Origin of the sequence: Serratia oryzae (assembly GCF_001976145.1) — a bacterium.
GTDB lineage: Bacteria > Pseudomonadota > Gammaproteobacteria > Enterobacterales > Enterobacteriaceae > Chania > Chania oryzae.
On sequence record NZ_MOXD01000002.1, the window covers coordinates 249717 to 273414 of the forward strand.

Below are 23698 nucleotides of genomic sequence, written 5' to 3' on the forward strand. Positions count from 1 at the left end.
CTTAACCCTGTTTCGGCGTAAACTGTGTACCGCAATTAGGGCAGATCAGAGTGATGTTCTTGCGTAATTTAGAACACTGCTGCTCGGTGACATAGCTGCATTTAGGGCAGGCGATTTGGGTTTTACGGTTGTTAAAACCTTTGACGCTAATGGATTCAGACATGGTATGTACCTGTGTCAGATGAAAACTCACGCTAACACAGGTGGCATTAAAAAGCTTTGATTGTTTTTCTGCTGGGTTACAACGTTTTTAGCGCCTTCAGCGTTTCATCAATATCAATTTCGTGCTCTGAAAAGGTGTGAGTCACATTCTGGAACGTCGTAATGGACAACATGCGCAGGGTTTCCAGCGCTTGCGGTGTTTCAGCCACCTGCGGGCGGATGCGGTTCATCAGCAAACCCACTGAAAGCACGGTGTTTTCTTTATCGACATCGGCTTTTACCGGCACTTCTTGGGTAAAGGTATGGAAGGATTTGATGCTGGAGATCTTGATCCTTTCATTAGCGATAGTGATATATTTGCTGGGTGCTTGCACTTTTACCGCATAGGCAGATGGCCCTTTGGTGTTGTTGGTGGGCTCAAAGGTTACCAGCGCATTTTTTTTGATCAGCTCCGGATTCTGCACTTTAATCACGTGAAAATAACGATTTTCCCCGTTCTCGTCGGTGATAAAACCGAAGCCTTTGTCTGCAAAAAAAGTCGTTATCTTGCCGTTCATCATTATTCTCATAAAATCGTTCGTCACAGCGTTTATGATAGCGTGGAATGCCTTGCTGTGACAGAGGGGCGGTGTTCTGCGGTGAAAGTAGCAGGATCCTCAGAGGTTCGGGCTGCGTTACTAACGTTTACTGACTGTAACAATCAGTTTACTGTGCCGGTTGCGGACTTTTTCACTTTTTATCGATTTTATGTGATCTCGGTTGTGGACAAAATCCCCTCTAATTGCTGTACTGTATCTGACACACACTTTGTGTCTTACATTCACGTTAAAGGTAAGTTTGATGTCTAAGATTAAAGGTAGCGTTAAGTGGTTTAATGAATCCAAAGGTTTCGGCTTCATTACTCCGGAAGATGGTAGCAAGGACGTTTTCGTCCATTTCTCTGCCATCGCTAGCAATGGTTTCAAAACTCTTGCTGAAGGCCAGCGTGTAGAATTTGAAATCACGAACGGTGCCAAAGGGCCATCTGCTGCTAACGTTATCGCTATCTAAGCTACAGTAGCCAAAATTCTTAAAACCCGCTCCATGAGCGGGTTTTTTATTGCCCGCTCAGCCAACTGACCAACATAAACGCCAGCAGCGTCATGGCCAGCGATCCCGCCAGATTGAGCAACATATTGACGATGGCCCACACCAGACGGCCATCCTGTAACAGATAAACAACCTCGACAGAAAACGTGGAGAAAGTGGTCAACCCGCCACAAAAACCGGTGGTGATCAGCAGCTTCCAGGTCGCATCCAGGTGCGTCATTCGCGTAAACAGTGCGAGGGCCAAGCCGATAATGAACCCGCCAACCAGATTCACACTCAGCGTGCCTAAGGGAATATGCTGATGCAGTGGATTCATCTTCATGCTCACCATCCAGCGCAACACGCTGCCTAAGCCACCGCCAATAAACACTGCCAGTAAAGAACTCAACATGATCGAAAACCTGTTCACAAAAAATTGAGGAAACTCAGAAAGGTTCGGGCATGACACTACGCTCCCCTCTGAGAGGTTACGTAGACATCATCAGCCGATGAGGGCGGTTATGGAGGAATGTCATCTCCGTCTGTCGGCACGGGTATTTTTACCAGGCCAGATGGATTTTACACGCTGTAGATTTTGTTTTGTAGCCTGACCACAAAATCAAGGCTGAGGAATAGCCAATTCCTGGCGGTTGCGGCCATTATTTTTCGCTCGATATAACGCACCATCCGCTGCTTTCAGCCAATCTTGATAACCGCGCATCCCTTGCTGGTATTCAGCGATACCGGCGCTGATGTGCAACCTGAGCTCAGGGGCTTCACGGAAAGCGATTACATTTAAACTTTCCTGAATGCGTTTCAGCGCCTGGCTGGCTTGCTCGGCGCTAGTATTCGGCAACACGGCACCAAATTCATCCCCACCGTAGCGGCCTACGATATCTACCACACGTAATCCCAGCAGCAACTCTTCCGCAAGAACGATCAACGCCTCATCCCCCAGTGCATGGCCGAAGGTATCATTAATCGTCTTGAAGTGATCAATATCCATCAGGATCAGCGTGGCTTTGCGACCATAACGCTGGCAGCCGTCAAACTCATTGTGCAACAGATGTTCCCAATGGCGGCGATTATAGAGGCCCGTTAAACCATCCCGCATGCTGATACGCAACAACTCCCGTTTTTTTTCTGCCAGGTGTTTGGCGGTACGGTAGGTGACAAACCCAAGAAATGTCGGGTAGATAAAGATCATAGGCAAACAAAGATACAGCTGTTGTGGCGTGGTTTGCGGATAAAAAGGAAAACCCAGCACGGCGCTGGTCAGTACGGCACCGATAATCTGCGCTGCCAGCCCTTTAAAAAACAGTGGAAGTCCACCGGAAGCAATGTTGTTCATGCTCATCATAGACAGGATCACTACCGCGGGCAGTGCATTAAAACCCATGGCCGCGACCCAGGCACCGCCCATCAAGGCGTCTATCAGCAGATTGCGGATCTCGGTAGCAAAGGGTTTATCAGAACGGATGGACCACTGATAAGCAATATGGGGCCAGACAAAACCATTAAATGCCAGAAGCAACCATACGGCAAAGGGGGGGTGTAAAGGGAATATGGCAGCGAGCACGCAAAGCGAACCAATCGCCAGGCCGACGATACGTGGCAGGTAAGTGCGTTTGGCAAAACCGAGCCCCGATCGTCGTGTCGTCGCCGTTGTTGTAGCGATTAATGGAGCGATTGGCATCCAACGCCTCCCTTGTGGTTAATGATGCAGCGTATCATGCACTTGAGAAACGCCAAATAGAGAAACATGCCCCATGCATTAAGCATAGAACATCTCTGCCAGATCTCACTCTGTTACATGTTGTTGTTGTTCCGAATGCGAGAAAGTAGCTAAATATTGATAGGCAAGGCTTGTTTCCATGCTGCATCTTGCAGCCATAATGAAAAGAAGGTGAATATGGAAGGTATCAGTATTACCAAGCTTCTGGTGATTGCGGTGTTGATTGTATTGCTGTTTGGCACCAGCAAACTGCGCACCCTCGGGGCAGATTTAGGGGCGGCACTGAAAGGCTTCAAAAAGGCCGTAGGGGAAGATGCTTCGCCCTCGCCAAACACCGCAGAGAATCAGGCTGCCCAGCAGAGCGTTGAGAAGAAAGACGTGTAATTTTGCGTGCTGTTGAGCAATAAAAAACGGATGCCATGAGGACATCCGTTTTTTGGCGTTTCTGCGCGCCGAAGCGTAACAAAAAATTACCGTGCTTATTTCACTTCCAACCCTTTCGCCTGCAGATCGGCATGGTAGGAGGAGCGAACAAACGGGCCGCAGGCAGCATGGGTGAAGCCCATCGCCATGGCTTCTTCTTTCATTTCGTCAAACTCTGCCGGGCTGACATAGCGCTGCACAGGCAGATGGTGGCGGCTTGGCTGCAGATACTGGCCCAGAGTCAGCATGGTAACGCCATGGCGGCGCAGATCGCGCATCACCTCTACGATTTCCGCATTGGTTTCACCCAGACCGACCATCAGGCCCGACTTGGTTGGGATATCCGGATGCGCTTCTTTAAAACGCTCCAGCAGCTTCAGTGACCACTCATAGTTAGCACCTGGGCGCACCTGGCGATAAATACGCGGCACGTTTTCCAGGTTGTGGTTGAACACGTCAGGTGGGGTAGCCGTGAGGATCTCCAGGGCGCGGTCCATGCGGCCACGGAAATCGGGCACCAGCGTTTCGATCTTGATATTGGGGCTTTTAGCGCGGATTGCGGCGATACAGTCGGCAAAATGCTGTGCACCGCCATCACGCAGATCGTCGCGATCAACCGAGGTAATGACCACGTAACGCAGCGCCATATCGGCAATGGTCTGCGCCAGTTTTTCCGGCTCATTGGCATCCGGAGCAACCGGGCGGCCATGGGCCACGTCGCAGAATGGGCAGCGGCGGGTGCAGATGGCGCCCAGGATCATGAAGGTTGCTGTCCCATGGTTGAAGCATTCGGACAGGTTCGGGCACGAAGCCTCTTCGCACACCGAATGCAGACCATTCTTGCGCATCGCGGCTTTGATGCCCTGAATGCGCGTAGAGTCGGCAGGGAGTTTGATCTTCATCCACTCGGGTTTGCGTAACAGCTCCTGCCGTTCGGTGACCACCGTTTTTACCGGGATCAACGCCATTTTGTCTGCATCGCGGTATTTGACGCCGCGTTCCATCTGAATCGGTTTACTCATAATCGTGCAGGTTCCAGTTACGAAGCTCGACCGTCTGGTAGCCGAGTAAATGAACAAATTCCTGTACCAGGATTGGATGAACGTCTTCTATGCTGACGCCAGGCACCAGCGCGCTGACTTGTGTCATCTGCATACCGGCATAACCACAGGGGTTGATGCGCAAAAACGGGGCCAGATCCATCGCGACATTCAGGGCCAGGCCATGAAAGGAACTGCCTTTGCGGATGCGCAAGCCCAGTGAACAAATCTTCTGTTCGCCCACATAAACGCCGGGTGCATCTGGGCGCGCGCGCGACGGGATATTGAAATGGGCGAGGGTATTGATAACCGTCTCTTCCAGTGCGGTGACCAGTTGGCGCACGCCAACTTTGTTGCGTTTCAGATCTACCAACACGTACAGCACCTGCTGACCAGGGCCATGGTAGGTCACCTGGCCGCCGCGATCGCTCTGCACCACCGGGATATCTCCTGGCATCAGAACGTGTTCCGCCTTACCAGCCTGCCCCTGGGTAAACACTGGCTGATGCTGCACCAGCCACAGTTCATCGGGCGTGGATTCGGTGCGGCTGTCGGTGAAGTGATGCATGGCTTGGGATACAGGCGCATAGGGCTGCAACCCCAGGTGACGCAAAATGATCTTATTATGTTGCAAACGAGTCATCGTCAGGTTACAGAAGTGAGAAAACCATTATACCGAGCGCTCTGGCTCACGACCAGCATTTATCCCCAGCACCCAGGCACAGCACGAGCAGGCGGTGCCGGTGGGGTTATAGGCTGGCATTACAGCACCATGCGGACAATCTCAATGTTGCCTAACTCTTCATAGAGTGTTTCCACTTGGTCGATATGGGTCGCGGTGATGGTGATGGAAACGGAGTGGTAATTGCCTTTGCTGCTCGGTTTAACCTGCGGGTTGTAATCCCCTGGAGCATGGCGCTGCACCACTTCAACCACCTGGTCTACCAACTCGGGTTGTGCCAAGCCCATTACTTTGTAGGTAAAGGAACAAGGGAATTCGAGCAGTTCGTTCAGTTTAGTTTTTTGCATGTGAATGCGCTCCGTGGGTAAAGCTTGTCTATAAAGTATAACTCCCGCCGGAGCGGGAGTGATTGCTAAGTAGGATATGGGGCTGAAATTCCCCGTTTCAAGCCTTAGCCAAACCAGTGGTGGAACATCAGCTTGATGTAATCTACCAGACGGCTGAAGATGCCGCCTTCTTTTACTTCGTTCAATACGACCAGCGGGCGTTGATCGATAGTCTTGCCATCCAGCTGGAAGTTGATGGTGCCGACGACCTGATTTTTTGCCAGCGGCGCGTGGATTTCCGGCGTGTTCAGCACGTAGCTGGCTTTCAGATCTTTCATCCGGCCACGCGGGATGGTCAGGAAAGCGTCTTTATCTACGCCCAGTTCTACGCGATCGGCATCGCCAAACCAGACCGGCTCTGAGGCAAATTCTTTACCTGCTTTCAGCGGTGCGACGGTTTCAAAGAAACGGAAGCCCCAGGTCAGCAATTTTTTACTTTCGGTTTCACGGCCTTTGAAGGTGCGGCCACCCAGTACGGCGGAGATCAGGCGCATCTGGCCTTCGGTCGCCGATGCCACCAGGTTGTAACCGGCGGCCTCGGTGTGGCCGGTTTTGATCCCATCAACGTTCAGGCTGGTATCCCACAGCAAACCGTTACGGTTCATCTGGCGAATGTTGTTGAAGGTAAACTCTTTTTCTTTATAGATGGCGTATTCGTCAGGAACGTCACGGATCAGCGCCTGGCCGATCAGCGCCATATCACGCGCAGAGCTGAACTGGCCTTCTGCATCCAGGCCATGTACGGTCTGGAAGTGGGTATTCTGCAGGCCAAGCTGCTTGACGTAGGTGTTCATCAGGTTAACGAACGCATCCTGGCTGCCAGCAACGTAGTCGGCCATGGCGACACAGGCATCGTTACCAGATTGCAGGTTGATACCGCGCGTCAGTTTGGAAACCGGCACCCGATCGCCGGGCTTCAGGAACATCAGCGAGGAGCCTTTAAACACCGGGTTACCGGTGGCCCAGGCATCCTGGCCGATGGTGACCATATCATCCTGGCCAATCTTGCCGGATTTCAGCGCCTGGCCAATGACATAGCTGGTCATCATTTTGGTCAGGCTGGCGGGATCGCGACGCGCGTCGGCATTCGACTCTGCCAACACTTTACCGGAGTTGTAATCAATCAGGATGTACGCTTGTGCATCAATTTGCGGGACACCCGGGATCATGGTTTTGATATTAACGTCGTCTGCATGGGCAACTGACGCTGCGCTTATCGCGATGACGGTGCCGAGCGTTAGGCTCTTGATTAAGCGAAAAGAAGTTACATGTTTCATGATCGGAACGACAACATCCGTGAGATTAAGTTAAAAAACGAGCCACACTATAACAGATGGGATCCCGGCAGGCATTAGGCATTCACCCGACTGATAGTGGTTTACCTATATTTACCTGAAAGAAAATGTTTCAGCTAAAAAATGGGCTATCAGCCGTAATCGCCTACCGAGCGTCACGCTTTAGGGTGCAGCAGTGATAAAAGATTGTTGCTGTGCTTCACTGGCCAGGCGCTGCTGCAATTGTACCGCCTGTTGACGATGATTGAACGGGCCTAGCTGAACACGGTAGACGTTGCCATTGGCAGAGACTTTACCGGGAACGCCAAACTGCTGGCTCAGTTGTTGCTGCCAGCTTTGCGCACGTTCGGCGTTGCTCAAGGCACCCACCTGGACCACGACGCTACCGCCTGCGCTGGCTGCCGTGCTGGCAACAGCCGGCGCGGTGACGGCAGGGGCTGTAACGGCCGGTTGTGGTTCCGAGCCTTCCAATACGCCAGCCGGTAAGGCGCTTGGCGCTCCCAGGAACCCGCCACTGCGCATTGGGGCATCACCGCTGTCGCTGTTGTTCAGGCTACTGTTATCAATTGGGCGCACGGCAGCACCATGGTCAACCGGCTGCTCTTGCTGTACGGGGGTTCCCATGCTGCTTGAACTGAGGTCTGGGCGCTGTGGCAAGGCATAACTCTGTTTGGCAACCACGGTGCCGATGGAACCTGGGCCGCTCAGCGAGCCATCAGGGGCTACGCTGATAAAGTCCACTTTCACCTTGGTATTGCTCGTCAAGTTGAGGCGATCGGCCACCGCTTTTGACAGATCGATAATCCGGCCTTGCGTATAAGGGCCGCGATCGTTGACACGCACCACCAACTGGCGACCATTGGCCAGGTTGGTCACGCGCACGTAGCTTGGGATTGGCAGAGTAGGGTGTGCGGCGGTTAGGGCATTGGGATCAAACCGCTCACCAATGGCCGTGGTATTGCCGTTGGCTTCTTCGCCATACCAGGCGGCCAGACCCGTCTGCGAAAAGTTTTGCGGGTCTTTCACAATGCGATAGGTATCGCCATTGACCTTATAATCCTGCATGGTAGTCGGGTTATAGGGCTCATACCGAGGCTCCACACCGCCAATTTCAGTGACTGGCCCGTTGTAGGGCTGCTGCTGTGGAGCCGGTGCTTCTTCCGTGGTAGTGGTACAGGCTGAAAGTAATACCGCAACAGCAACTGCACCGACCCAAAGCCATTCCTTACGCATTACTCACCTCTTATAGATTTTTAGACAGCATTTTGCGATGCGTGTGAATCGACATCACGATGCCGAATCCAGCCATCAGTACAATCAATGCCGATCCGCCATAGCTGACCAGAGGCAAAGGTACGCCAACTACTGGCAAAATGCCACTGACCATGCCAATGTTAACAAATACATAAACGAACAGGATCAGCATCAACCCACCCACCATCACACGGCCAAAGGTGGTCTGCGCCCGAGCGGCGATCATCAACCCGCGGGTGATCACCAGCAGATAGAGCACCAGCAGCACCAGAACGCCGATCAGGCCAAGTTCTTCCGCCAGCACCGCAAAGATGAAGTCGGTGTGGCGCTCGGGCAGGAACTCCAGCTGTGACTGCGTTCCTTGCAGCCAGCCTTTACCCGACAGGCCGCCGGAACCGATGGCGATTTTTGACTGAATAATATGGTAACCGGCCCCTAAAGGATCGCTTTCCGGATCGAGCAGCATCATGACGCGGTCCCGTTGATAATCATGCATCAGGAAGAACCACAGCACCGGAATAAAGGCAGCCACCAATACGGCAGCAAAGGCAATCAGCTTCCAGCTCATCCCGGATAGGAACAGAACAAACAGGCCGGAGGCGGCGATCAGAATCGAGGTGCCGAGATCGGGCTGGGCCGCCACCAGCAGCGTCGGCAGGAAGATCAGGACCAGCGCGATGCCGGTATTTTTCAGCGAGGGTGGGCATACGTCGCGGTTCATAAAGCGTGCCACCATCAGCGGTACGGCGATTTTGGCGATTTCCGACGGCTGAAAACGCACAAAGCCCAGATCCAGCCAGCGTTGTGCTCCTTTACTGATCTGCCCGAAGGCGTCGACCAGAATCAGCAGGATAACGCAGAAAATATACAGGTAGGGCGCCCAGCTTTCATACACCCGTGGCGGGATCTGCGCCATCACGCCCATCACGATCATGCCCATCAGGATCTGGCCGATCTTGCGTTCCATCATGCCGACATCCTGGCCGCTGGCGCTCCACATCACGAATGCGCTATAGACCAGCAGAGCCAGAATAAATAACAGGAAAGTCGGGTCGATATGAAGCTTGGTCCAGATGGAACCCTTTTGTTGGCTTTCAGTCATATTCTACCTTAATCACCTTCTATACCCGGCGGCAGTGGGGCTGCGTCGGGTAATTGCGTATTGTTGTCGCCCAACAGGATATGGTCGAGGATCTGGCGGGTGATGGTCCCTACCGCCGGGCCTGAACCGCCGTTCTCCAGGATGATGGCTACTGAGACCGTCGGGTTGTCGTACGGCGCGAAAGCGGTCATCAGTTTATGGTCACGCAGGTGTTCTGCGAGTTTGTGGGCGTTATAGGTTTCATAACCGAACACCTGTGCGGTTCCCGATTTTGCCGCGGCCTTGTAGGGGGTGCCCTCAAAGAACTTGCGTGCCGTGCCGTTGGGCCGGTTGGCAACGCCGTACATGCCGTCTTTGGCAATTTCCCAGAAGCCTGAATGAATATCACCGATCTGCTTGTGTTCTTCCTGACGGAACGGTACCAGCACCCCGTTGATGCGGGTGCTTTGCAGCAGGTGCGGGATTTTGACATCACCGTCGTTGATCAGCGTATTCAGAGCCTTGGACATCTGGATCGGCGTAGCGGTCCAGTAACCCTGGCCGATGCCTACCGGAATGGTATCACCCTGATACCAGGGTTTTTTGAAGCGCTTGAGTTTCCAATCGCGCGTCGGCATCAGGCCGGAACGCTCTTCAGACAGGTCGATACCGGTATAGTCACCGTAGCCGAACTTGCTCAGCCAGCTCGACAGACGATCGATGCCCATATCATAGGCAACCTGATAGAAGAAGGTATCCGCAGACTCTTCCAGGGCTTTGGTGACGTTCAGGCGGCCATGGCCCCACTTTTTCCAGTCGCGAAAGCGCTTTTCCGAGCCGGGCAGTTGCCACCAGCCGGGATCGAACACCACGGTATTGCGAGTGATCACCCCGGCGCTGAGGGCCGATACGGCGATATAGGGCTTCACCGTGGAGGCTGGGGGGTAAACCCCTTGCGTGGCACGGTTGATCAGCGGGCGGTTCGGATCGTTGAGCAGCCCCTGATAATCTTTGTTGGAGATGCCGTCAACGAACAGGTTCGGATCGTAACTGGGGTTAGAAACCATCGCCAGAATGCCGCCGGTACGCGGATCGCTGACCACTACGGCGGCTCGGCTGCCCACCAGCAGTTGCTCGATATAGCGTTGCAGGTTGAGATCGAGGGTCAGATAAACGTCTTTGCCAGCGGAAGGCGGCTGCTCATGCAACTGGCGGATCACCCGGCCACGGTTGTTGACTTCCACCTCTTCATAACCGGTTTTGCCGTGCAGGGTATCTTCGTAAAAACGTTCGATGCCCAGTTTGCCGATATCGTGGGTGGCGGCATAGTTGGCTAGCTTGCCATCTTTATCCAGGCGTTCAACGTCGCGATCGTTAATCTTCGACACATAGCCGATCACGTGGGTGAGGGCAGAACCATAAGGGTAGTAACGGCGCTGGTAGCCTTTCACTTCCACGCCGGGAAAACGGAATTGGTTGACGGCAAAACGCGCAACCTGAACTTCGGTCAGTGCGGTTTTAACCGGGATCGAGACAAAACGGCGCGAGCGCTTGCGTTCTTTCTCAAAATTGGCGATGTCGTCGTCGGTCAGATCGACGATCGGGCGCAATGCCTGTAGCGTGGCACTGAGATCGTCGACTTTTTCCGGCATCAGTTCCAGTTGGTAGATGGTGCGATTCAGCGCCAGCGGTGTGCCGTTACGATCGTAAATAATGCCGCGGCTGGGGGGGATTGGCACCAGCTTGATGCGGTTTTCGTTGGAACGGGTACGGTAATCCTCAAAGCGAACGATTTGCAGATTATACAGATTGGCAATCAGGATGCCGGTCAGCACCAGAATAACCAAAAACGCCACCAGGGCGCGGCGTACAAACAGGGCAGATTCTGCCGTATAGTCGCGAAAAGGGTTACGATCTATGTTCATCCCGTTACTTTATTTCACTCTGTTACTGTCACCACCGGTCATTCCCGGTGGTAAGGATGATTTGTGGTAATACTCCAGGCGCGATAGAGGCTTTCGGCCACTAAAACACGCACCAAAGGATGCGGTAACGTCAGCGGAGAGAGCGACCAGCTCTGCTCTGCGGCGGCTTTACAGGCCGGTGCCAGCCCTTCCGGGCCACCGATCAGCAGGCTGACGTTACGCCCATCCTGCTTCCAGCGCTCAAGCTGTTGTGCCAACTGGGGCGTCTCCCACGGTGTGCCAGGGATATCCAACGTGACAATGCGGTTGCCTTTGCCCACCGCCGCCAGCATCTGCTCGCCTTCTTTTTCCAGAATGCGTTTGATATCTGCATTTTTGCCACGCTTGCCCGCCGGGATTTCGGTCAGTTCAAACGGCATATCTTTCGGAAAGCGATGCAGGTAATCCATAAAGCCGGTCTGCACCCAGTCTGGCATTTTCGTGCCGACTGCAACCAATTGCAGTTTCACCGCTTAACTCCAGAGTTTTTCCAATTCGTACAGCTGACGGCTTTCTTCCTGCATCACGTGCACAATCACTTCACCCAGATCCACGACTACCCAGTCGGAAACTGCCTGGCCTTTCATGCCGTACAGTTCCATACCGACGGCGCGTGCTTCATCGATCACGCGTTCGGCAATCGACATCACGTGACGGGTCGAGGTGCCGGTGCAGATGATCATGCAATCGGTGATGCTGGATTTGCCCTGTACATCCAGAGCGATAATATCTTGGCCTTTCATGTCATCAATTTTGTCGATGACGAAGTCTTGGAGCGCTTTACCTTGCAAAGGTTCCCCCTCGGGTATGTTCTGTTTATCAGACACGTGTGTGGCCTGAATAATGATGATATCGGTAGGATCCTGCTCTGTGACCTTGGGTCATTGCCCGGTCAGCCCAGGTTTCCGGGGTTTTCAGTGGATACCTGAAAAAGAGCGGCGCAGTATAGCACTATCTGTATAAACCCTGTAACTCGATATAGCGTTGCACGGCGCGCGGTAATAAATCATCGCAACTGATGCCCTGATGGCGGCGCTGACGTATCTCGGTCGCCGAGATCTCCAGCAGCGGAGTATCGGCCAGGTAGATATAACCCTGCGGTTGCTGGCTGAGCAGGCGGGCATCGCTAACGCGGTGCTGTTCCAGCCATTGCTGCAACTCTGGGGTATCCATGCGATCGTGATAACCGGGGCGCGCCAGTACCAGCAGGTGACAGACCTCCAGCAGCGCCTGCCAGCGGTGCCATTTGTGCAGCGTCAGCAGGGAGTCCTGCCCAATGATAAACGCCAGAGGTAAGGCTGTGCCACGCTGTTGACGAATCGTTTCCAACGTCTCAATGGTGTAGGACGGAGTGGTGCGATGCAGTTCACGATCGTCCACCGCAAACAGGGGGTTGTCGATAATCGCCAACTCAACCATTTTCAACCGTTGCTGCGGGGTGGCTTCCGGCTGCGGCCGGTGCGGCGGCACATGATTGGGCAACAGCGTGACCTGGCTTAGGCCAACTTCGCGAGCCAAAGCTTCAACCGGGCGCAGATGGCCGTAGTGAATCGGGTCAAAGGTGCCGCCAAAAAGGGCATGTAGCGTGTTGGCATGTTCCGGTCTAGTGGCCATCAGAGAAACTCGTGGTAAGCGGTTTGCCGCAAATCAGCATCGACAGGGTTTCCAGCTCTGGCCAGACTGGCTGGCCGTAATCTTGCTTCAGGGTAACTTCAATTTGTGCCAGCAGACGAACGGCCTGCTGCAACTGTTGGCCCGACAGCCGCTGCAATGCCTGAGTAATCAGGCTGCGGCGATTCTGCCAAACCTTGTGCTGGTCGAACAGGGTACGCAGCGGGGTGCTGGCCATACGGCGCTGCAGGGTCAGCAGCATCAGCAGTTCGCGTTGCAGAGTGCGCAACAGAATGACCGGCTCGACATCTTCCTGCTGCAACTGTTGCAGAATATGCCAGGCGCGTTTGCTTTTGCCTGCCAGCAGGGCGTCCAGCCAGTGAAAAGGGCTGAAATGCGCGGCGTCGCTAACCGCCTGCTCAACGCGTGGCAGGGGCAGCTTGCCATCAGGGTGCAACAAGGAGAGCCGTTCCAGCGCCTGCGACAGCGCTAGCAGGTTGCCCTCATAGCAGTAACACAGCAATTGATTGGCGGCGTCGTCAAGCTCCAGTTGCATGGATTTTGCTCGCTGTGCCACCCAACGCGGCAGCTGCGCCTGCTCGGGTGTCTGGCAGCTGATCAAAACGCCGTTCGGGCTGAGCGCTTTAAACCAGGCGCTGTTTTCCTGCGCTTTAGTCAGGCGCGGGCCGCGCAATACCAGCAGGATGTCTTCATGCAGCAAACCGGCCAACTTGACCAGTTGTTCAGCAATTGGGGCGGTTGGGCCATTTTCCGGGAAAGTCAGTAACAGGGTTTGCCGGCTGGCAAACAGGCTCATTGCCTGGCAGATACTGAAAATAGCCTCCCAGTCGGTATGAACATCAAGGGAAATACTGTAATGCTCGGTGAACTGCTGTTGCTGGGCTGCATGACGGATCAGATCTTGGCTTTCCTGCAGCAGCAGCGGTTCGTTGCCACTCAATAAATAACAAGCGCGCAGCCCCTCACGGAGCTGCGCGGCAAGTTGTTCTGGATAGAGACGAATCATTGTGCAGGTTGACTGGCCGCTTTTTCATCGGCGGCAGCGGCTTTCTGTTGAAGACTATTTTCCGCAGCCTGCACCACCATCAGCTTACGCACAATCTGCTGCGCAGCCTGCTGGCGCATTTCCTGCAGGATGATTTCTTGTTCGGCATCTTTAGCCAATGCGGTCAACGGGTTATCAAAGAACGCACGAAACACTTTGACGTCCAACGGGTAGATATCATGGCCAGGGATCAAAACCTGTGCCTGCACGGTCATCACCATCTGGTTCTCTGCCGTTTTACCATCCTGGAAGATCGACACGGTATCCTGACTTTGTGTCGAGTTCACGATGCGCAGAGACGGCACATCCTTGCGCGTTGCATCGTTCACAATGGTCACGCCGTTGATGCTCAACTGAGCGCGCACGGCACGCGTCAGCGGGCCAAAGGGATCGTAGCTGTCCAAGATCAGCGTATGCATTTCTGTGGGAACCAGCGCGGTGCCGCGCAGGTGAAAACCGCAGCCGGCGGTGACCAGCACCGCCAACCCCAGCAACAACGTCAGAATACGATGTCGCACAATGCCTCCTTGTGTTAACCCACAACCAGGTTAAGCAATTTGCCCGGAACATAGACCACTTTACGTACCGTGACCCCCTCCAGATATTTGGCCACCAGATGTTCTTCAGCGGCACGTTCACGCACTTGCTCTTCGGTTGCATCGGCGGCCACGGTGATTTTAGCGCGAACTTTACCGTTGACCTGGACTACCACCAGCTTGGAGTCTTCCACCATGGCAGCCTCATCGGCCACTGGCCAGGCGGCGGTATCCACATCGCCTTCGCCGTTCAGCGCCTGCCACAGAGTGAAACAGACGTGCGGAGTGAATGGATACAGCATGCGAACCACCGCCAGCAAGGCCTCCTGCAGCAGAGCGCGATCCTGATCGGTTTCCTGTGGCGCACGGCCCAGTTTGTTCATCAGCTCCATCACGGCGGCGATCGCGGTGTTGAAGGTTTGACGGCGGCCGATATCGTCGGTCACTTTGGCGATAGTTTTGTGCACGTCGCGGCGCAGCGCTTTTTGATCTGCATTCAACTCAGCCACGTTCAGCGGCTGAACGGCACCTTTTTCTACGTGATCGTAAGCCAGTTTCCAGACACGTTTCAGGAAGCGGTTCGCTCCTTCAACCCCGGACTCCTGCCATTCCAGCGTCATTTCTGCCGGTGAGGCAAACATCATGAACAGACGAACGGTATCCGCGCCGTATTTTTCCACCATCAACTGTGGGTCGATGCCGTTGTTCTTCGACTTCGACATTTTGCTCATGCCAGCATAGACCAGTTCATGGCCATCAGGATCGGTGGCTTTGACGATGCGGCCTTTCTCGTCGCGCTCAACGATGGCATCCGCCGGAGAAACCCAGATTCGCTCGCCGTTGCTGCCGGTGTAGTAGAAGGCATCAGCCAAGACCATGCCTTGGCACAGCAGGCGTTTGGCGGGTTCATCCGAATTCACCAGGCCAGCATCACGCATCAACTTGTGGAAGAAGCGGAAATACATCAGGTGCATGATCGCGTGTTCGATCCCGCCGATGTACTGATCGACCGGCAGCCAGTAGTTGGCCGCAGCCGGATCCAGCATGCCTTCGTCGTACTGCGGGCAGGTATAGCGCGCGTAGTACCAGGACGACTCCATAAAGGTATCGAAGGTGTCGGTCTCGCGCAGCGCTGGCTGGCCGTTAACGGTGGTTTTAGCCCACTCAGGGTCGGCTTTGATCGGGCTGGTGATGCCGTCCATCACCACATCTTCCGGCAGGATCACCGGCAGTTGGTCTTCTGGCGTTGGCATCACGGTGCCGTCTTCCAGCGTCACCATCGGGATCGGTGCGCCCCAGTAACGCTGGCGGGAAACCCCCCAGTCGCGCAGACGGTAGTTGACTTTGCGTTGACCAACGCCCAGGGCAACCAGTTTATCCGCAATGGCATTGAAGCCCGCTTCATGCTCCAGGCCGTCGAATTCGCCAGAGTTAAACAGCACGCCTTTTTCGGTCATGGCTTCAATGCTGATGTCTGGCTGGCTGCCATCCAGATTCAGGATTACCGGCTTGATCTGCAGGCCATACTTGGTGGCGAATTCCCAGTCACGCTGATCGTGAGCAGGCACTGCCATTACGGCACCGGTGCCGTATTCCATCAGTACGAAGTTGGCAACCCAGATCGGCAGCTTTTCACCGCTCAGTGGGTGAATGGCAAACAGGCCGGTGGCCATGCCTTTCTTCTCCATGGTGGCCATTTCAGCTTCGGCGACCTTGGTATTACGGCATTCATCGATAAATTCAACCAGCGCCGGGTTGTTCACTGCACCAAGCTGTGCCAGCGGGTGACCGGCCGCCACCGCCACATAGGTGGCCCCCATAAAGGTATCCGGGCGGGTGGTGTAGACGGTGACTTGCTCGTCGCTGTTGGCCACGCTGAAGGTGATCTCTACGCCTTCGGAACGGCCAATCCAGTTACGCTGCATGGTTTTCACCTGCTCTGGCCAGCTTTCAAGCGTATCCAGATCGTTCAGCAACTGATCGGCGTAAGCGGTGATTTTAATAAACCACTGTGGGATCTCTTTGCGTTCAACTTTGGTATCGCAGCGCCAGCAGCAGCCGTCGATCACCTGTTCGTTGGCCAGCACGGTCAGATCGTGCGGGCACCAGTTCACCGCAGAGGTCTTCTTGTAAACCAGGCCTTTTTCGTAAAGCTTGGTGAAGAACCATTGTTCCCAGCGGTAGTAGTCTGGTTTGCAGGTGGCGATCTCGCGATCCCAGTCATAGCCGAAGCCCAGCAATTTCAGCTGGTTCTTCATATATTCGATGTTGTCGTAGGTCCACGGTGCCGGTGCGGTGTTGTTTTTCACCGCCGCGCCTTCTGCCGGCAGGCCGAACGCGTCCCAGCCGATCGGCTGCAGCACGTTTTTGCCCAACATGCGTTGGTAGCGGGAGATCACGTCGCCAATGGTGTAGTTACGAACATGGCCCATGTGTAGGCGACCAGAAGGATATGGCAGCATGGAAAGGCAGTAATACTTTTCCTTGCTCGCATCTTCGGTAACCTTGAAAGTTTGCTTCTCTTGCCAGTGAAGCTGTACGTTCGATTCTATCTCTTCGGGGCGGTATTGCTCTTGCATGGCGGCCGGTGGTCCTGTAGGTGTGAAACAGCTACATCCGTAGCATTCTGTTGAGTACTTAGATCCGCATAGCATAGCTGATAAGACCTCCCGGCAACAACACCAAGCGCCCCGACGCGGCGTATTTAAAAAAAACATCGCCATGATGTGATCCACCGCCGGTCAATCTTCCACACTTATCGAGTGTCATCAGGGTTTTAAGGCTAAAATGAAAGGATAAGTCCGGTCACGGCAGTTCATCGAGGAGAAAGTATGAACAAGGTTGCTCAGTATTACCGCGAATTGGTGGCATCTCTGACGGAACGTTTGAAGAACGGCGAGCGTGATATCGACGAGCTGGTTGCCAGCGCCGAGAAACGTTTGGACGAAGTGGGGGAGTTAACTCGTACCGAGGTGGAACAGGTTACTCAAGCCGTGCGCCGCGATCTGGAAGAGTTTGCCCGTAGCTATAAAGAGAGCCAGGATGATCTCACCGACAGCGTATTTATGCGGGTGATTAAAGAAAGCCTGTGGCAGGAGCTGGCGGATATCACCGATAAAACCCAGTTGGAATGGCGTGAGGTTTTCAAAGACGTCAGCCACCACGGCGTGTATCACAGTGGCGAAGTGGTAGGGCTGGGGAATCTGGTGTGTGAGCAATGCCACCACCATTTGGCATTCTATACGCCAGAAGTGCTGCCGCTGTGCCCGAAATGCGGCCACGATCAGTTTCAGCGTCGGCCGTTTGAGCCTTAAGATCGGCAACCTGTCAGCATGATGGATGCGCCCCATAGCGGGGCGCATCAGAAGCCTTAATGAAGAATTTTGGCCAGAAAGTCTTTAGCGCGATCGGACTGTGGATTGTTGAAGAAATCGTCTTTATTACGATCTTCAACGATCTTCCCTTCATCCATAAAGATCACCCGATGAGCCACCTTGCGGGCAAAGCCCATTTCGTGCGTCACTACCATCATGGTCATCCCTTCTTGCGCCAGCTTCACCATCACGTCCAGCACTTCGTTGATCATTTCCGGGTCGAGGGCGGAAGTAGGTTCATCGAACAGCATGGCGATCGGGTCCATACATAACGCACGGGCGATCGCGACACGCTGCTGCTGGCCGCCGGACAACTGACCGGGGAACTTGTTGGCATGTGCGGAAAGGCCGACGCGCTCAAGCAATTTCAACCCTTTCTCGCGTGAGGCTTCCTTGTCGCGTTTGAGCACTTTGATCTGTGCTAACGTTAGGTTTTCAATGATCGACAGGTGCGGGAACAGCTCAAAATGCTGGAACACCATGCCAACTTTGGAGCGTAGCTGCGCCAGATTGGTACTCTTGTTGTTAACCTGCGTGCCGTTTACCAGAATATCGCCTTTCTGGATGGGTTCCAGCCCGTTGACCGTTTTAATCAGGGTAGACTTGCCTGAGCCTGAAGGACCGCAGACCACCACCACTTCGCCTTTTTTGACTTCAGTGCTGCAATCGGTCAGAACCTGAAAGTGACCGTACCACTTAGAAACATTTTTCAGGGATATCATCAAACAGTCCTTTTCTTCAAATAGCTTACCAGCGCCGATGCGGCGATACTGATAACAAAATAGACAAGACCCGCAAACAGGATCATTTCAACCTGCGTGCCGTCGCGCTCGCCGATGGTGGAGGCAGTACGGAAGAAATCTGCCAGGCTCAGCACGTAAACCAGCGAGGTATCCTGGAACAAAACGATCCCCTGGGTCAACAGCAGCGGCACCATGGCGCGGAACGCCTGCGGCAGGATCACCAGCCGCATGGACTGCCAGTTCGTCATCCCCAGCGCTAGCGCTGCAGAAGATTGGCCGCGTGACACGCTCTCAATACCGGCGCGGATAATCTCCGAGTAATAGGCGGCCTCAAACAGGGAGAAGGCCACCATGGCCGAGATCAGACGAATATCGGTTTTCGGTGACAGCCCCAGCACCTGTTGCAACAGGCTTGGCACCACCAGATAGAACCACAGAAGCACCATCACCAGCGGAACGGAGCGGAACAGGTTGACATACAGCGCCGCAAACCAACTGATTGGTTTGATCGGTGACAGGCGCATGACCGCCAGAATAGTTCCCCAGATGATGCCAAAGACGATGGCCGTCAGGGTAATCTTCAGCGTAACCATTAACCCTTGCAGCAGATACGGGAAGCTCGGGACAATGGATCCCCAATCAAATTCGTACATTATTTACTCCCCATATTGCCGGGTAACTGCACTTTCTTCTCGACGATACGCATCAGCAGCATAATTACGGCGTTAATACCGATATACGCGAGGGTGATGGCAGTAAAGGATTCATAAGCATGCGCGGAGTAATCGAGCAGTTTACCGGCCTGGGCGGCCATATCCACCAGGCCGATGGTAGAGGCGATGGCAGAGTTTTTCACCAGGTTGAGCATCTCCGAAGTCATCGGTGGCACAATCACCCGATAGGCATTCGGTAACAGTACGTAACGATAGGTTTGTGGCAACGTCAGGCCCATGGCTAGCCCGGCGGCGCGTTGGCCGCGTGGCAGGGATTGGATCCCGGCGCGCACCTGTTCGCAGACGCGGGCCGCGGTGAACAGCCCAAGGCACAGCATGGAAGAGACGAAGAACTGAATGTTAGGGTCCAGTTCGGTTTTAAACCACATGCCAAGATCGGCAGGCAGCAGTTCCGGCATCACCAGATACCAGGTGAAGAACTGTACGATCAGCGGCACGTTACGGAACAGCTCGACGTAGCAAGTTCCCAGCGTTGAGAGAAAACGGTTTGGCACGGTCCGCAAGATGCCGAACAGTGAACCGACAAAGAAAGCGATCACCCATGCACAGACGGAGAGGGCGACCGTGACCTGAAAGCCGGACCAAATCCAGCCAAGGTAAGTGGTATTCCCAAACGGGGCCTGCTGCAGGAAGATACCCCAGTTCCAATCTATTGACATAACAAACTCCGTTAAGCAGGTGCAGAGCACCTTAAAGCTTGATGACGATTCGGCAGCGGCAGCGCACGCAATGCCCTGGTTGAAGGGGGTATGCGGGAGGGGAACGGCCCCCCGCATACCTGTTGCCCATAATCAGCCATCAACAAAACCGGTTGTTCCGGCTTTATCTTTTATTAGTTCAGTGCTTTGTCGTTAGGCTCTTTGAACAATTGCTTCATGTCGTCAGACAGTTCGAAGTTCATGTTGAGATTTTTTGGTGGGATCGGTTGCTTGAACCAGACATCAAACCATTTGACGGCTTCACCAGAGGTCTGCGCTTGAGCGATGGTATCGTCAACCAGTTTTTTGAATTGGGCATCGTCTTTACGCATCATGCAGCCATAGGCCTCTTTGGATTGCGGAGTGCCGACGATTTCCCACTGATCGGGTTTCTTGGCTTTCGCCCGCTCGCCCGCCAGCAGCGCATCATCCATCATAAAGGCTACGGCACGGCCGCTTTCCAGAGTACGGAAAGAGTCACCATGGTCTTTGGCGCTGATGATGCGCATCTTCATCTGATCTTTGTCGTTCAGCTTGTTAAGCAGCACTTCAGAGGTGGTGCCTGAAGTTACCACAACCGGTTTACCTGCCAGGTCTTTGAAATCTTTGATATCGGAGCCTTTCTTCGCCAGCAGGCGGGTACCGACGACGAAGATGGTATTCGAGAACGCAGCCTGCTGTTGGCGCTCAAGGTTGTTGGTGGTGGAACCACACTCAAAATCGAAGGTGCCGTTCTGCAGCAGTGGAATGCGGTTTTGCGAGGTAATCGGCAGCATTTTCACCTGCAGATTTGGCGCATCCAATTTTTTCTTAACGGCTTCAACGATTTGGTTGGAATAATCCTGGGAATAGCCCACCACTTTTTGCTGGTTGTCGTAATAGGAGAATGGCACTGAGGATTCACGGTGGCCGACAACAATCACACCGTTGTCTTTGATTTTCTTCAGCGTACCGGTCAGTTCTTCCGCATGGGCTACGCTACAAGACATACCGATAAGTAGTAGCGATAACGCCAATTTACGCATTTGCATGGTCCAACTCCTCTGATGTTGTGATTGCCCGAGCTTAGCGAGCATCGGGTGAAAACGGCTATTACCGACTTGTGTTATAGAGACTCTTAGACGGATTGCCGATAGAAAATAGCCGATTGTGAACAGTATGAAACTAATTTGTTTCATTTTTTGCGACATCACGCGCACCAAATGGATGCAATAAACGGCCATTGCACTTTGCGGGTGCATATTATGCTCTGGCGCTGTGCATTGGGTGCCGCACGATATCAGTAAAAATCAATCATTACCTGTTACCGAGGAATTAAAGCAAGGAGCGTGCCAGAAGTAGGAGGGAGAAATGAAGCAGGGCGCATTAGCGCCCTGAAAAGCAACTACTTACGCCGTAATCGAGCGATCAGCGCCATGCTGCTCAGCAGCAGGGTGATAAGCCAAACCGGGGCGGAACCAAAGCGCGCATACGGCGTAACGCCAGTGGTTGGGGTGACTTCCGCCGCCAGCACTTTGCGGGTGAACTGCGGGATCGACGCCTGCACTTCGCCCATTGGGCCGACTACTGCGGTAATACCATTATTGGTGCTGCGCAGCAGAGGGCGGCCCAATTCCAGCGCACGCATGCGCGCCATCTGGAAATGCTGCCAGGGGCCGATGGAGTGGCCGAACCAGGCATCATTGGAGACCGTCAGCAGGAAGTGGGTATCTGGCCGGAAATTATCGCGTACCTGCTGGCCCAGCACGATTTCATAGCAGATAGCCGCCGTCAGGTTGAAGCCGCGTACGTTCAACTGTGGCTGCACGTAATCGCCACGGCTGAAGGAAGACATCGGCAGGTCGAACAACGGGGCTAGTGGGCGTAACAGCGTTTCCAACGGCACGAATTCACCGAACGGCACCAGATGGTGCTTGTTGTAGCGATTAGCTGCCGGGTAGCTGTACGGCGTTTCTTCCCCCAAGACGATCACGCTGTTGAAGAACTGGGTGCCCTGTGCCGTGGCGCGGGCGTCGACGATCCCGGTAACCAGGCTGCTGTTTTTGGCGCGCATCAGGTCATCCATCATGGTGAGAAAACCGTTCTGGTTGCTCTCCACGTCTGGAATGGCGGACTCCGGCCAGATGATGATCGGCGCTTTACCCATAAATGGCCGGCTCTCATCCAGGTAGGTTTGCAGCGTACTGACCAGTGACTTGGGATCCCACTTCATCGATTGTGCGATATTGCCCTGCACCATGGCGACATTCACCGTTTTTTCCGGCAGTGGAGTAAACCAGTGCAGTTGGCGCAGCGGCCAAGGCAGCAACAGCATGGCGATCGCAATGAGCGCCGGGGCGAGACGGCGTTGATTAAGGGCAAAAACCAGCAGGCCGCTGAGGGACATCAGGATCAGCGTGATCGCGTCAACGCCCAACAATGGCGCAATGCCTTTCAGCGGGCCGTCGATCTGGCTGTAACCAAATTGCAGCCAAGGGAAACCGGTGAGCACCCAACCACGCAGGAATTCCGTCAGTTGCCACAGCGCCGGTGCGGCAATCGCCAGCCGCCACCAGGTGGTGCGTGGCCAGATGCGCGTTAGCAGCCCGGCAAACAACCCGGTATACAGCGCAAGATAGGCCGCCAGCAGCGCAACCAGGAAGATATTGATGGCAAACGGCATGCCGCCGAAATCGGCAATGCTGACGTAAACCCAGTTCACACCGGTGCCGAACAGCCCTAATCCCCAGCAGAAACCGAGCAGGGCGGATTGGCGGGTGGTGCGGTTGAGCGTCACGGCCAACAGGCCGAACAGTGAAATAATGGCCGCAGGCCAGAAATCGTAAGGGGAGAAGGCCAGCGTGCCGCTGGCACCGGACAATAGCGCCAGCAGGGCGCGAACCCGCTGGCGTTCAAGTAAGAAGGCTTTAGCCATGTGTGATTTATTCTTCCAGTTTCGGTTGCGGAGAATCGTCCGGAATTTTGACATGCACCTGGATGATGCGCCGACTGTCAGCCATCGCCACCTTAAACTGGTAGCCTTCGATTTCGATGGTTTCCCCGCGAGCAGGCAAGTGGCCGAAGGCTTGCATCACCAGGCCGCCGATGGTGTCGACTTCATCATCGCTGAAATGGGTACCGAAAATCTCGTTGAAGTCTTCGATCGGTGCCAGCGCGCGCACGGTGAACATATGGCGGCTGAGCTGGCGGACATCACGATCTTCTTCATCGTCATATTCGTCTTCGATTTCGCCGACAATCAGCTCCAGGATGTCTTCAATTGTCACCAGGCCAGACACACCGCCGAATTCGTCAATGACGATCGCCATGTGATAACGCTGGGAGCGGAACTCCTTCAGCATCCGGTCAACCCGCTTGCTTTCCGGCACCACTATCGCGGGGCGCAGCACTTTGTCGATGCTGAAAGGCTCGGAATCGGCGCGCATAAACGGCAGCAGATCCTTAGCCATCAGAATGCCTTCAATGTGATCTTTGTCTTCGCTGATCACCGGAAAGCGTGAGTGGGCGGATTCGATGATCACGTCCAGGCACTCTTCGAGCCGTTGGTTACGCTTGAGCGTCACCATCTGGGAGCGCGGGATCATGATATCGCGCACGCGCTGCTCGGCGATATCCATCACGCCTTCCAGCATGTCGCGGGTATCGGGATCGATCAGATCGTTTTGTTCGGAATCACGGATCAGCTCTACCAGATCGCCACGGTTTTTAGGTTCGCCGTGGAATAACTGGTTAAGGATAAGAGTAAAGAACCCCTTCTTGGGACTGGGGCTGTCGTTGTTTTGTGAATGGTCGTCGCTCATGGCGTTCTAGTTAATATCACTCATGTCAGAGTTAAGGTGGCCAGCA

The 23698-nt window shown here is 54.3% G+C and carries 26 protein-coding genes and 1 riboswitch; of the genes, 3 read left to right on the forward strand and 23 right to left on the reverse strand.

Annotation, left to right across the window (positions count from 1 at the left end):
• Nucleotide 1: 1 nt before the first annotated feature.
• Together BMI79_RS23980 and BMI79_RS04305 are read right to left on the reverse strand one after the other, a co-directional pair.
• Complete coding sequence (locus BMI79_RS23980; protein ID WP_167370511.1) at nt 2–163, reverse strand: YnfU family zinc-binding protein; 162 nt, start codon at nt 161–163, stop codon at nt 2–4.
• A gap of 76 nt (nt 164–239) precedes the next feature.
• Complete coding sequence (locus BMI79_RS04305; RefSeq protein WP_076940754.1) at nt 240–719, reverse strand: cold-shock protein; 480 nt, start codon at nt 717–719, stop codon at nt 240–242.
• Nucleotides 720–1002: 283 nt separating this feature from the next.
• Between BMI79_RS04305 and cspE the strand changes: the two genes are divergently transcribed.
• On the forward strand, nt 1003–1212 hold the full coding sequence (gene cspE, locus BMI79_RS04315) for a transcription antiterminator/RNA stability regulator CspE (RefSeq protein WP_002210315.1): 210 nt from the start codon (nt 1003–1005) through the stop codon (nt 1210–1212).
• A gap of 46 nt (nt 1213–1258) precedes the next feature.
• Here cspE and crcB read toward each other — a convergent pair whose 3' ends face one another.
• Both crcB and BMI79_RS04325 read right to left on the reverse strand, forming a co-directional pair.
• The gene (crcB, locus tag BMI79_RS04320; protein ID WP_076940758.1) at nt 1259–1642 is read right to left on the reverse strand and encodes a fluoride efflux transporter CrcB; all 384 of its coding nucleotides are present in this window, start codon (nt 1640–1642) and stop codon (nt 1259–1261) included.
• A gap of 74 nt (nt 1643–1716) precedes the next feature.
• Nucleotides 1717–1779: riboswitch (Fluoride riboswitch) on the reverse strand.
• 70 nt (nt 1780–1849) lie between these two features.
• Nucleotides 1850–2926: a diguanylate cyclase gene (locus BMI79_RS04325; protein ID WP_076940760.1), complete on the reverse strand. Its 1077-nt coding sequence runs from the start codon at nt 2924–2926 to the stop codon at nt 1850–1852.
• Between the two features lie 216 nt (nt 2927–3142).
• Here BMI79_RS04325 and tatA point away from each other — a divergent pair, with 216 nt between their 5' ends.
• Complete coding sequence (gene tatA / locus BMI79_RS04330) at nt 3143–3349, forward strand: Sec-independent protein translocase subunit TatA (protein WP_076940762.1); 207 nt, start codon at nt 3143–3145, stop codon at nt 3347–3349.
• A gap of 95 nt (nt 3350–3444) precedes the next feature.
• Here tatA and lipA read toward each other — a convergent pair whose 3' ends face one another.
• The 13 genes from lipA to leuS all read right to left on the reverse strand — a co-directional run bounded on the left by lipA (nt 3445) and on the right by leuS (nt 16882).
• Entirely contained in the window at nt 3445–4410 is a 966-nt protein-coding gene (lipA, locus tag BMI79_RS04335; RefSeq protein ID WP_076940763.1) for a lipoyl synthase, read from the reverse strand.
• Entirely contained in the window at nt 4403–5071 is a 669-nt protein-coding gene (gene lipB / locus BMI79_RS04340; protein ID WP_076940765.1) for a lipoyl(octanoyl) transferase LipB, read from the reverse strand. The genes lipA and lipB overlap by 8 nt, the downstream gene beginning before the upstream one ends.
• Nucleotides 5072–5190: 119 nt before the next feature.
• Nucleotides 5191–5457: a DUF493 family protein YbeD gene (gene ybeD, locus BMI79_RS04345; protein ID WP_024911480.1), complete on the reverse strand. Its 267-nt coding sequence runs from the start codon at nt 5455–5457 to the stop codon at nt 5191–5193.
• 104 nt (nt 5458–5561) lie between these two features.
• Nucleotides 5562–6773 carry a D-alanyl-D-alanine carboxypeptidase DacA gene (gene dacA / locus BMI79_RS04350; RefSeq protein ID WP_076940767.1) on the reverse strand — a complete coding sequence of 404 codons (1212 nt, stop codon included), beginning with the start codon at nt 6771–6773 and terminating at the stop codon, nt 5562–5564.
• Between the two features lie 180 nt (nt 6774–6953).
• A complete protein-coding gene (rlpA, locus tag BMI79_RS04355; protein WP_076940769.1) occupies nt 6954–8024 on the reverse strand; it encodes an endolytic peptidoglycan transglycosylase RlpA in 1071 nt (356 codons plus the stop codon).
• 10 nt (nt 8025–8034) lie between these two features.
• Nucleotides 8035–9147, reverse strand: a complete 1113-nt coding sequence (mrdB, locus tag BMI79_RS04360; protein ID WP_076940771.1) for a peptidoglycan glycosyltransferase MrdB — start codon at nt 9145–9147, stop codon at nt 8035–8037.
• An 8-nt stretch (nt 9148–9155) separates the two neighbouring features.
• Nucleotides 9156–11051: a peptidoglycan DD-transpeptidase MrdA gene (mrdA, locus tag BMI79_RS04365; RefSeq protein ID WP_076940774.1), complete on the reverse strand. Its 1896-nt coding sequence runs from the start codon at nt 11049–11051 to the stop codon at nt 9156–9158.
• Nucleotides 11052–11089: 38 nt separating this feature from the next.
• A complete protein-coding gene (gene rlmH / locus BMI79_RS04370; protein ID WP_004949595.1) occupies nt 11090–11560 on the reverse strand; it encodes a 23S rRNA (pseudouridine(1915)-N(3))-methyltransferase RlmH in 471 nt (156 codons plus the stop codon).
• A 3-nt stretch (nt 11561–11563) separates the two neighbouring features.
• A complete protein-coding gene (rsfS, locus tag BMI79_RS04375) occupies nt 11564–11881 on the reverse strand; it encodes a ribosome silencing factor (RefSeq protein ID WP_076941232.1) in 318 nt (105 codons plus the stop codon).
• 160 nt (nt 11882–12041) lie between these two features.
• Nucleotides 12042–12704 carry a nicotinate-nucleotide adenylyltransferase gene (gene nadD, locus BMI79_RS04380; RefSeq protein WP_076940777.1) on the reverse strand — a complete coding sequence of 221 codons (663 nt, stop codon included), beginning with the start codon at nt 12702–12704 and terminating at the stop codon, nt 12042–12044.
• Nucleotides 12694–13728 (reverse strand): DNA polymerase III subunit delta, encoded by a 1035-nt coding sequence (holA, locus tag BMI79_RS04385; protein WP_076940779.1) that lies wholly within the window; start codon nt 13726–13728, stop codon nt 12694–12696. Before holA ends, nadD begins: the two co-directional genes overlap by 11 nt.
• Nucleotides 13725–14285, reverse strand: coding sequence for an LPS assembly lipoprotein LptE (gene lptE / locus BMI79_RS04390; protein WP_076940781.1), 561 nt, complete (start codon nt 14283–14285; stop codon nt 13725–13727). Before lptE ends, holA begins: the two co-directional genes overlap by 4 nt.
• A 14-nt stretch (nt 14286–14299) precedes the next feature.
• Nucleotides 14300–16882, reverse strand: a complete 2583-nt coding sequence (gene leuS / locus BMI79_RS04395; RefSeq protein ID WP_076940783.1) for a leucine--tRNA ligase — start codon at nt 16880–16882, stop codon at nt 14300–14302.
• 252 nt (nt 16883–17134) lie between these two features.
• On the opposite strand from leuS, the gene BMI79_RS04400 reads away from it, so the two are divergent.
• Complete coding sequence (locus BMI79_RS04400) at nt 17135–17617, forward strand: zinc ribbon-containing protein (protein ID WP_076940785.1); 483 nt, start codon at nt 17135–17137, stop codon at nt 17615–17617.
• 56 nt (nt 17618–17673) lie between these two features.
• On the opposite strand, the gene BMI79_RS04405 is transcribed toward BMI79_RS04400, so the two are convergent.
• The 6 genes from BMI79_RS04405 to corC form a co-directional block, all read right to left on the reverse strand.
• Nucleotides 17674–18399, reverse strand: coding sequence for an amino acid ABC transporter ATP-binding protein (locus BMI79_RS04405; RefSeq protein ID WP_076940787.1), 726 nt, complete (start codon nt 18397–18399; stop codon nt 17674–17676).
• On the reverse strand, nt 18399–19073 hold the full coding sequence (gene gltK / locus BMI79_RS04410) for a glutamate/aspartate ABC transporter permease GltK (RefSeq protein WP_076940789.1): 675 nt from the start codon (nt 19071–19073) through the stop codon (nt 18399–18401). The genes BMI79_RS04405 and gltK overlap by 1 nt, the downstream gene beginning before the upstream one ends.
• Nucleotides 19073–19813 (reverse strand): amino acid ABC transporter permease, encoded by a 741-nt coding sequence (locus BMI79_RS04415; RefSeq protein ID WP_076940791.1) that lies wholly within the window; start codon nt 19811–19813, stop codon nt 19073–19075. Before BMI79_RS04415 ends, gltK begins: the two co-directional genes overlap by 1 nt.
• Before the next feature lie 173 nt (nt 19814–19986).
• On the reverse strand, nt 19987–20883 hold the full coding sequence (locus tag BMI79_RS04420; RefSeq protein ID WP_076940793.1) for an amino acid ABC transporter substrate-binding protein: 897 nt from the start codon (nt 20881–20883) through the stop codon (nt 19987–19989).
• Between the two features lie 353 nt (nt 20884–21236).
• The gene (lnt, locus tag BMI79_RS04425) at nt 21237–22766 is read right to left on the reverse strand and encodes an apolipoprotein N-acyltransferase (RefSeq protein ID WP_076940795.1); all 1530 of its coding nucleotides are present in this window, start codon (nt 22764–22766) and stop codon (nt 21237–21239) included.
• A gap of 7 nt (nt 22767–22773) precedes the next feature.
• Entirely contained in the window at nt 22774–23652 is an 879-nt protein-coding gene (corC, locus tag BMI79_RS04430; protein WP_076940797.1) for a CNNM family magnesium/cobalt transport protein CorC, read from the reverse strand.
• Between the last annotated feature and the right edge of the window lie 46 nt (nt 23653–23698).

Excerpts from the sequence above, each read along its gene's own strand:
- mrdB (WP_076940771.1), bottom strand. The coding sequence starts at position 9,147 with ATGACTGAAAGCCAACAAAAGGGTTCCATCTGGACCAAGCTTCATATC.
- BMI79_RS04415 (WP_076940791.1), bottom strand. The coding sequence starts at position 19,813 with ATGTCAATAGATTGGAACTGGGGTATCTTCCTGCAGCAGGCCCCGTTT.
- rlpA (WP_076940769.1), bottom strand. The coding sequence starts at position 8,024 with ATGCGTAAGGAATGGCTTTGGGTCGGTGCAGTTGCTGTTGCGGTATTA.
- BMI79_RS23980 (WP_167370511.1), bottom strand. The coding sequence starts at position 163 with ATGTCTGAATCCATTAGCGTCAAAGGTTTTAACAACCGTAAAACCCAA.
- BMI79_RS04305 (WP_076940754.1), bottom strand. The coding sequence starts at position 719 with ATGAACGGCAAGATAACGACTTTTTTTGCAGACAAAGGCTTCGGTTTT.
- nadD (WP_076940777.1), bottom strand. The coding sequence starts at position 12,704 with ATGGCCACTAGACCGGAACATGCCAACACGCTACATGCCCTTTTTGGC.
- gltK (WP_076940789.1), bottom strand. The coding sequence starts at position 19,073 with ATGTACGAATTTGATTGGGGATCCATTGTCCCGAGCTTCCCGTATCTG.
- BMI79_RS04420 (WP_076940793.1), bottom strand. The coding sequence starts at position 20,883 with ATGCAAATGCGTAAATTGGCGTTATCGCTACTACTTATCGGTATGTCT.
- leuS (WP_076940783.1), bottom strand. The coding sequence starts at position 16,882 with ATGCAAGAGCAATACCGCCCCGAAGAGATAGAATCGAACGTACAGCTT.
- crcB (WP_076940758.1), bottom strand. The coding sequence starts at position 1,642 with ATGTTGAGTTCTTTACTGGCAGTGTTTATTGGCGGTGGCTTAGGCAGC.
- tatA (WP_076940762.1), top strand. The coding sequence starts at position 3,143 with ATGGAAGGTATCAGTATTACCAAGCTTCTGGTGATTGCGGTGTTGATT.
- mrdA (WP_076940774.1), bottom strand. The coding sequence starts at position 11,051 with ATGAACATAGATCGTAACCCTTTTCGCGACTATACGGCAGAATCTGCC.
- lipB (WP_076940765.1), bottom strand. The coding sequence starts at position 5,071 with ATGACTCGTTTGCAACATAATAAGATCATTTTGCGTCACCTGGGGTTG.
- BMI79_RS04325 (WP_076940760.1), bottom strand. The coding sequence starts at position 2,926 with ATGCCAATCGCTCCATTAATCGCTACAACAACGGCGACGACACGACGA.
- ybeD (WP_024911480.1), bottom strand. The coding sequence starts at position 5,457 with ATGCAAAAAACTAAACTGAACGAACTGCTCGAATTCCCTTGTTCCTTT.
- BMI79_RS04405 (WP_076940787.1), bottom strand. The coding sequence starts at position 18,399 with ATGATATCCCTGAAAAATGTTTCTAAGTGGTACGGTCACTTTCAGGTT.
- dacA (WP_076940767.1), bottom strand. The coding sequence starts at position 6,773 with ATGAAACATGTAACTTCTTTTCGCTTAATCAAGAGCCTAACGCTCGGC.
- lnt (WP_076940795.1), bottom strand. The coding sequence starts at position 22,766 with ATGGCTAAAGCCTTCTTACTTGAACGCCAGCGGGTTCGCGCCCTGCTG.
- cspE (WP_002210315.1), top strand. The coding sequence starts at position 1,003 with ATGTCTAAGATTAAAGGTAGCGTTAAGTGGTTTAATGAATCCAAAGGT.
- BMI79_RS04400 (WP_076940785.1), top strand. The coding sequence starts at position 17,135 with ATGAACAAGGTTGCTCAGTATTACCGCGAATTGGTGGCATCTCTGACG.
- lipA (WP_076940763.1), bottom strand. The coding sequence starts at position 4,410 with ATGAGTAAACCGATTCAGATGGAACGCGGCGTCAAATACCGCGATGCA.
- holA (WP_076940779.1), bottom strand. The coding sequence starts at position 13,728 with ATGATTCGTCTCTATCCAGAACAACTTGCCGCGCAGCTCCGTGAGGGG.
- corC (WP_076940797.1), bottom strand. The coding sequence starts at position 23,652 with ATGAGCGACGACCATTCACAAAACAACGACAGCCCCAGTCCCAAGAAG.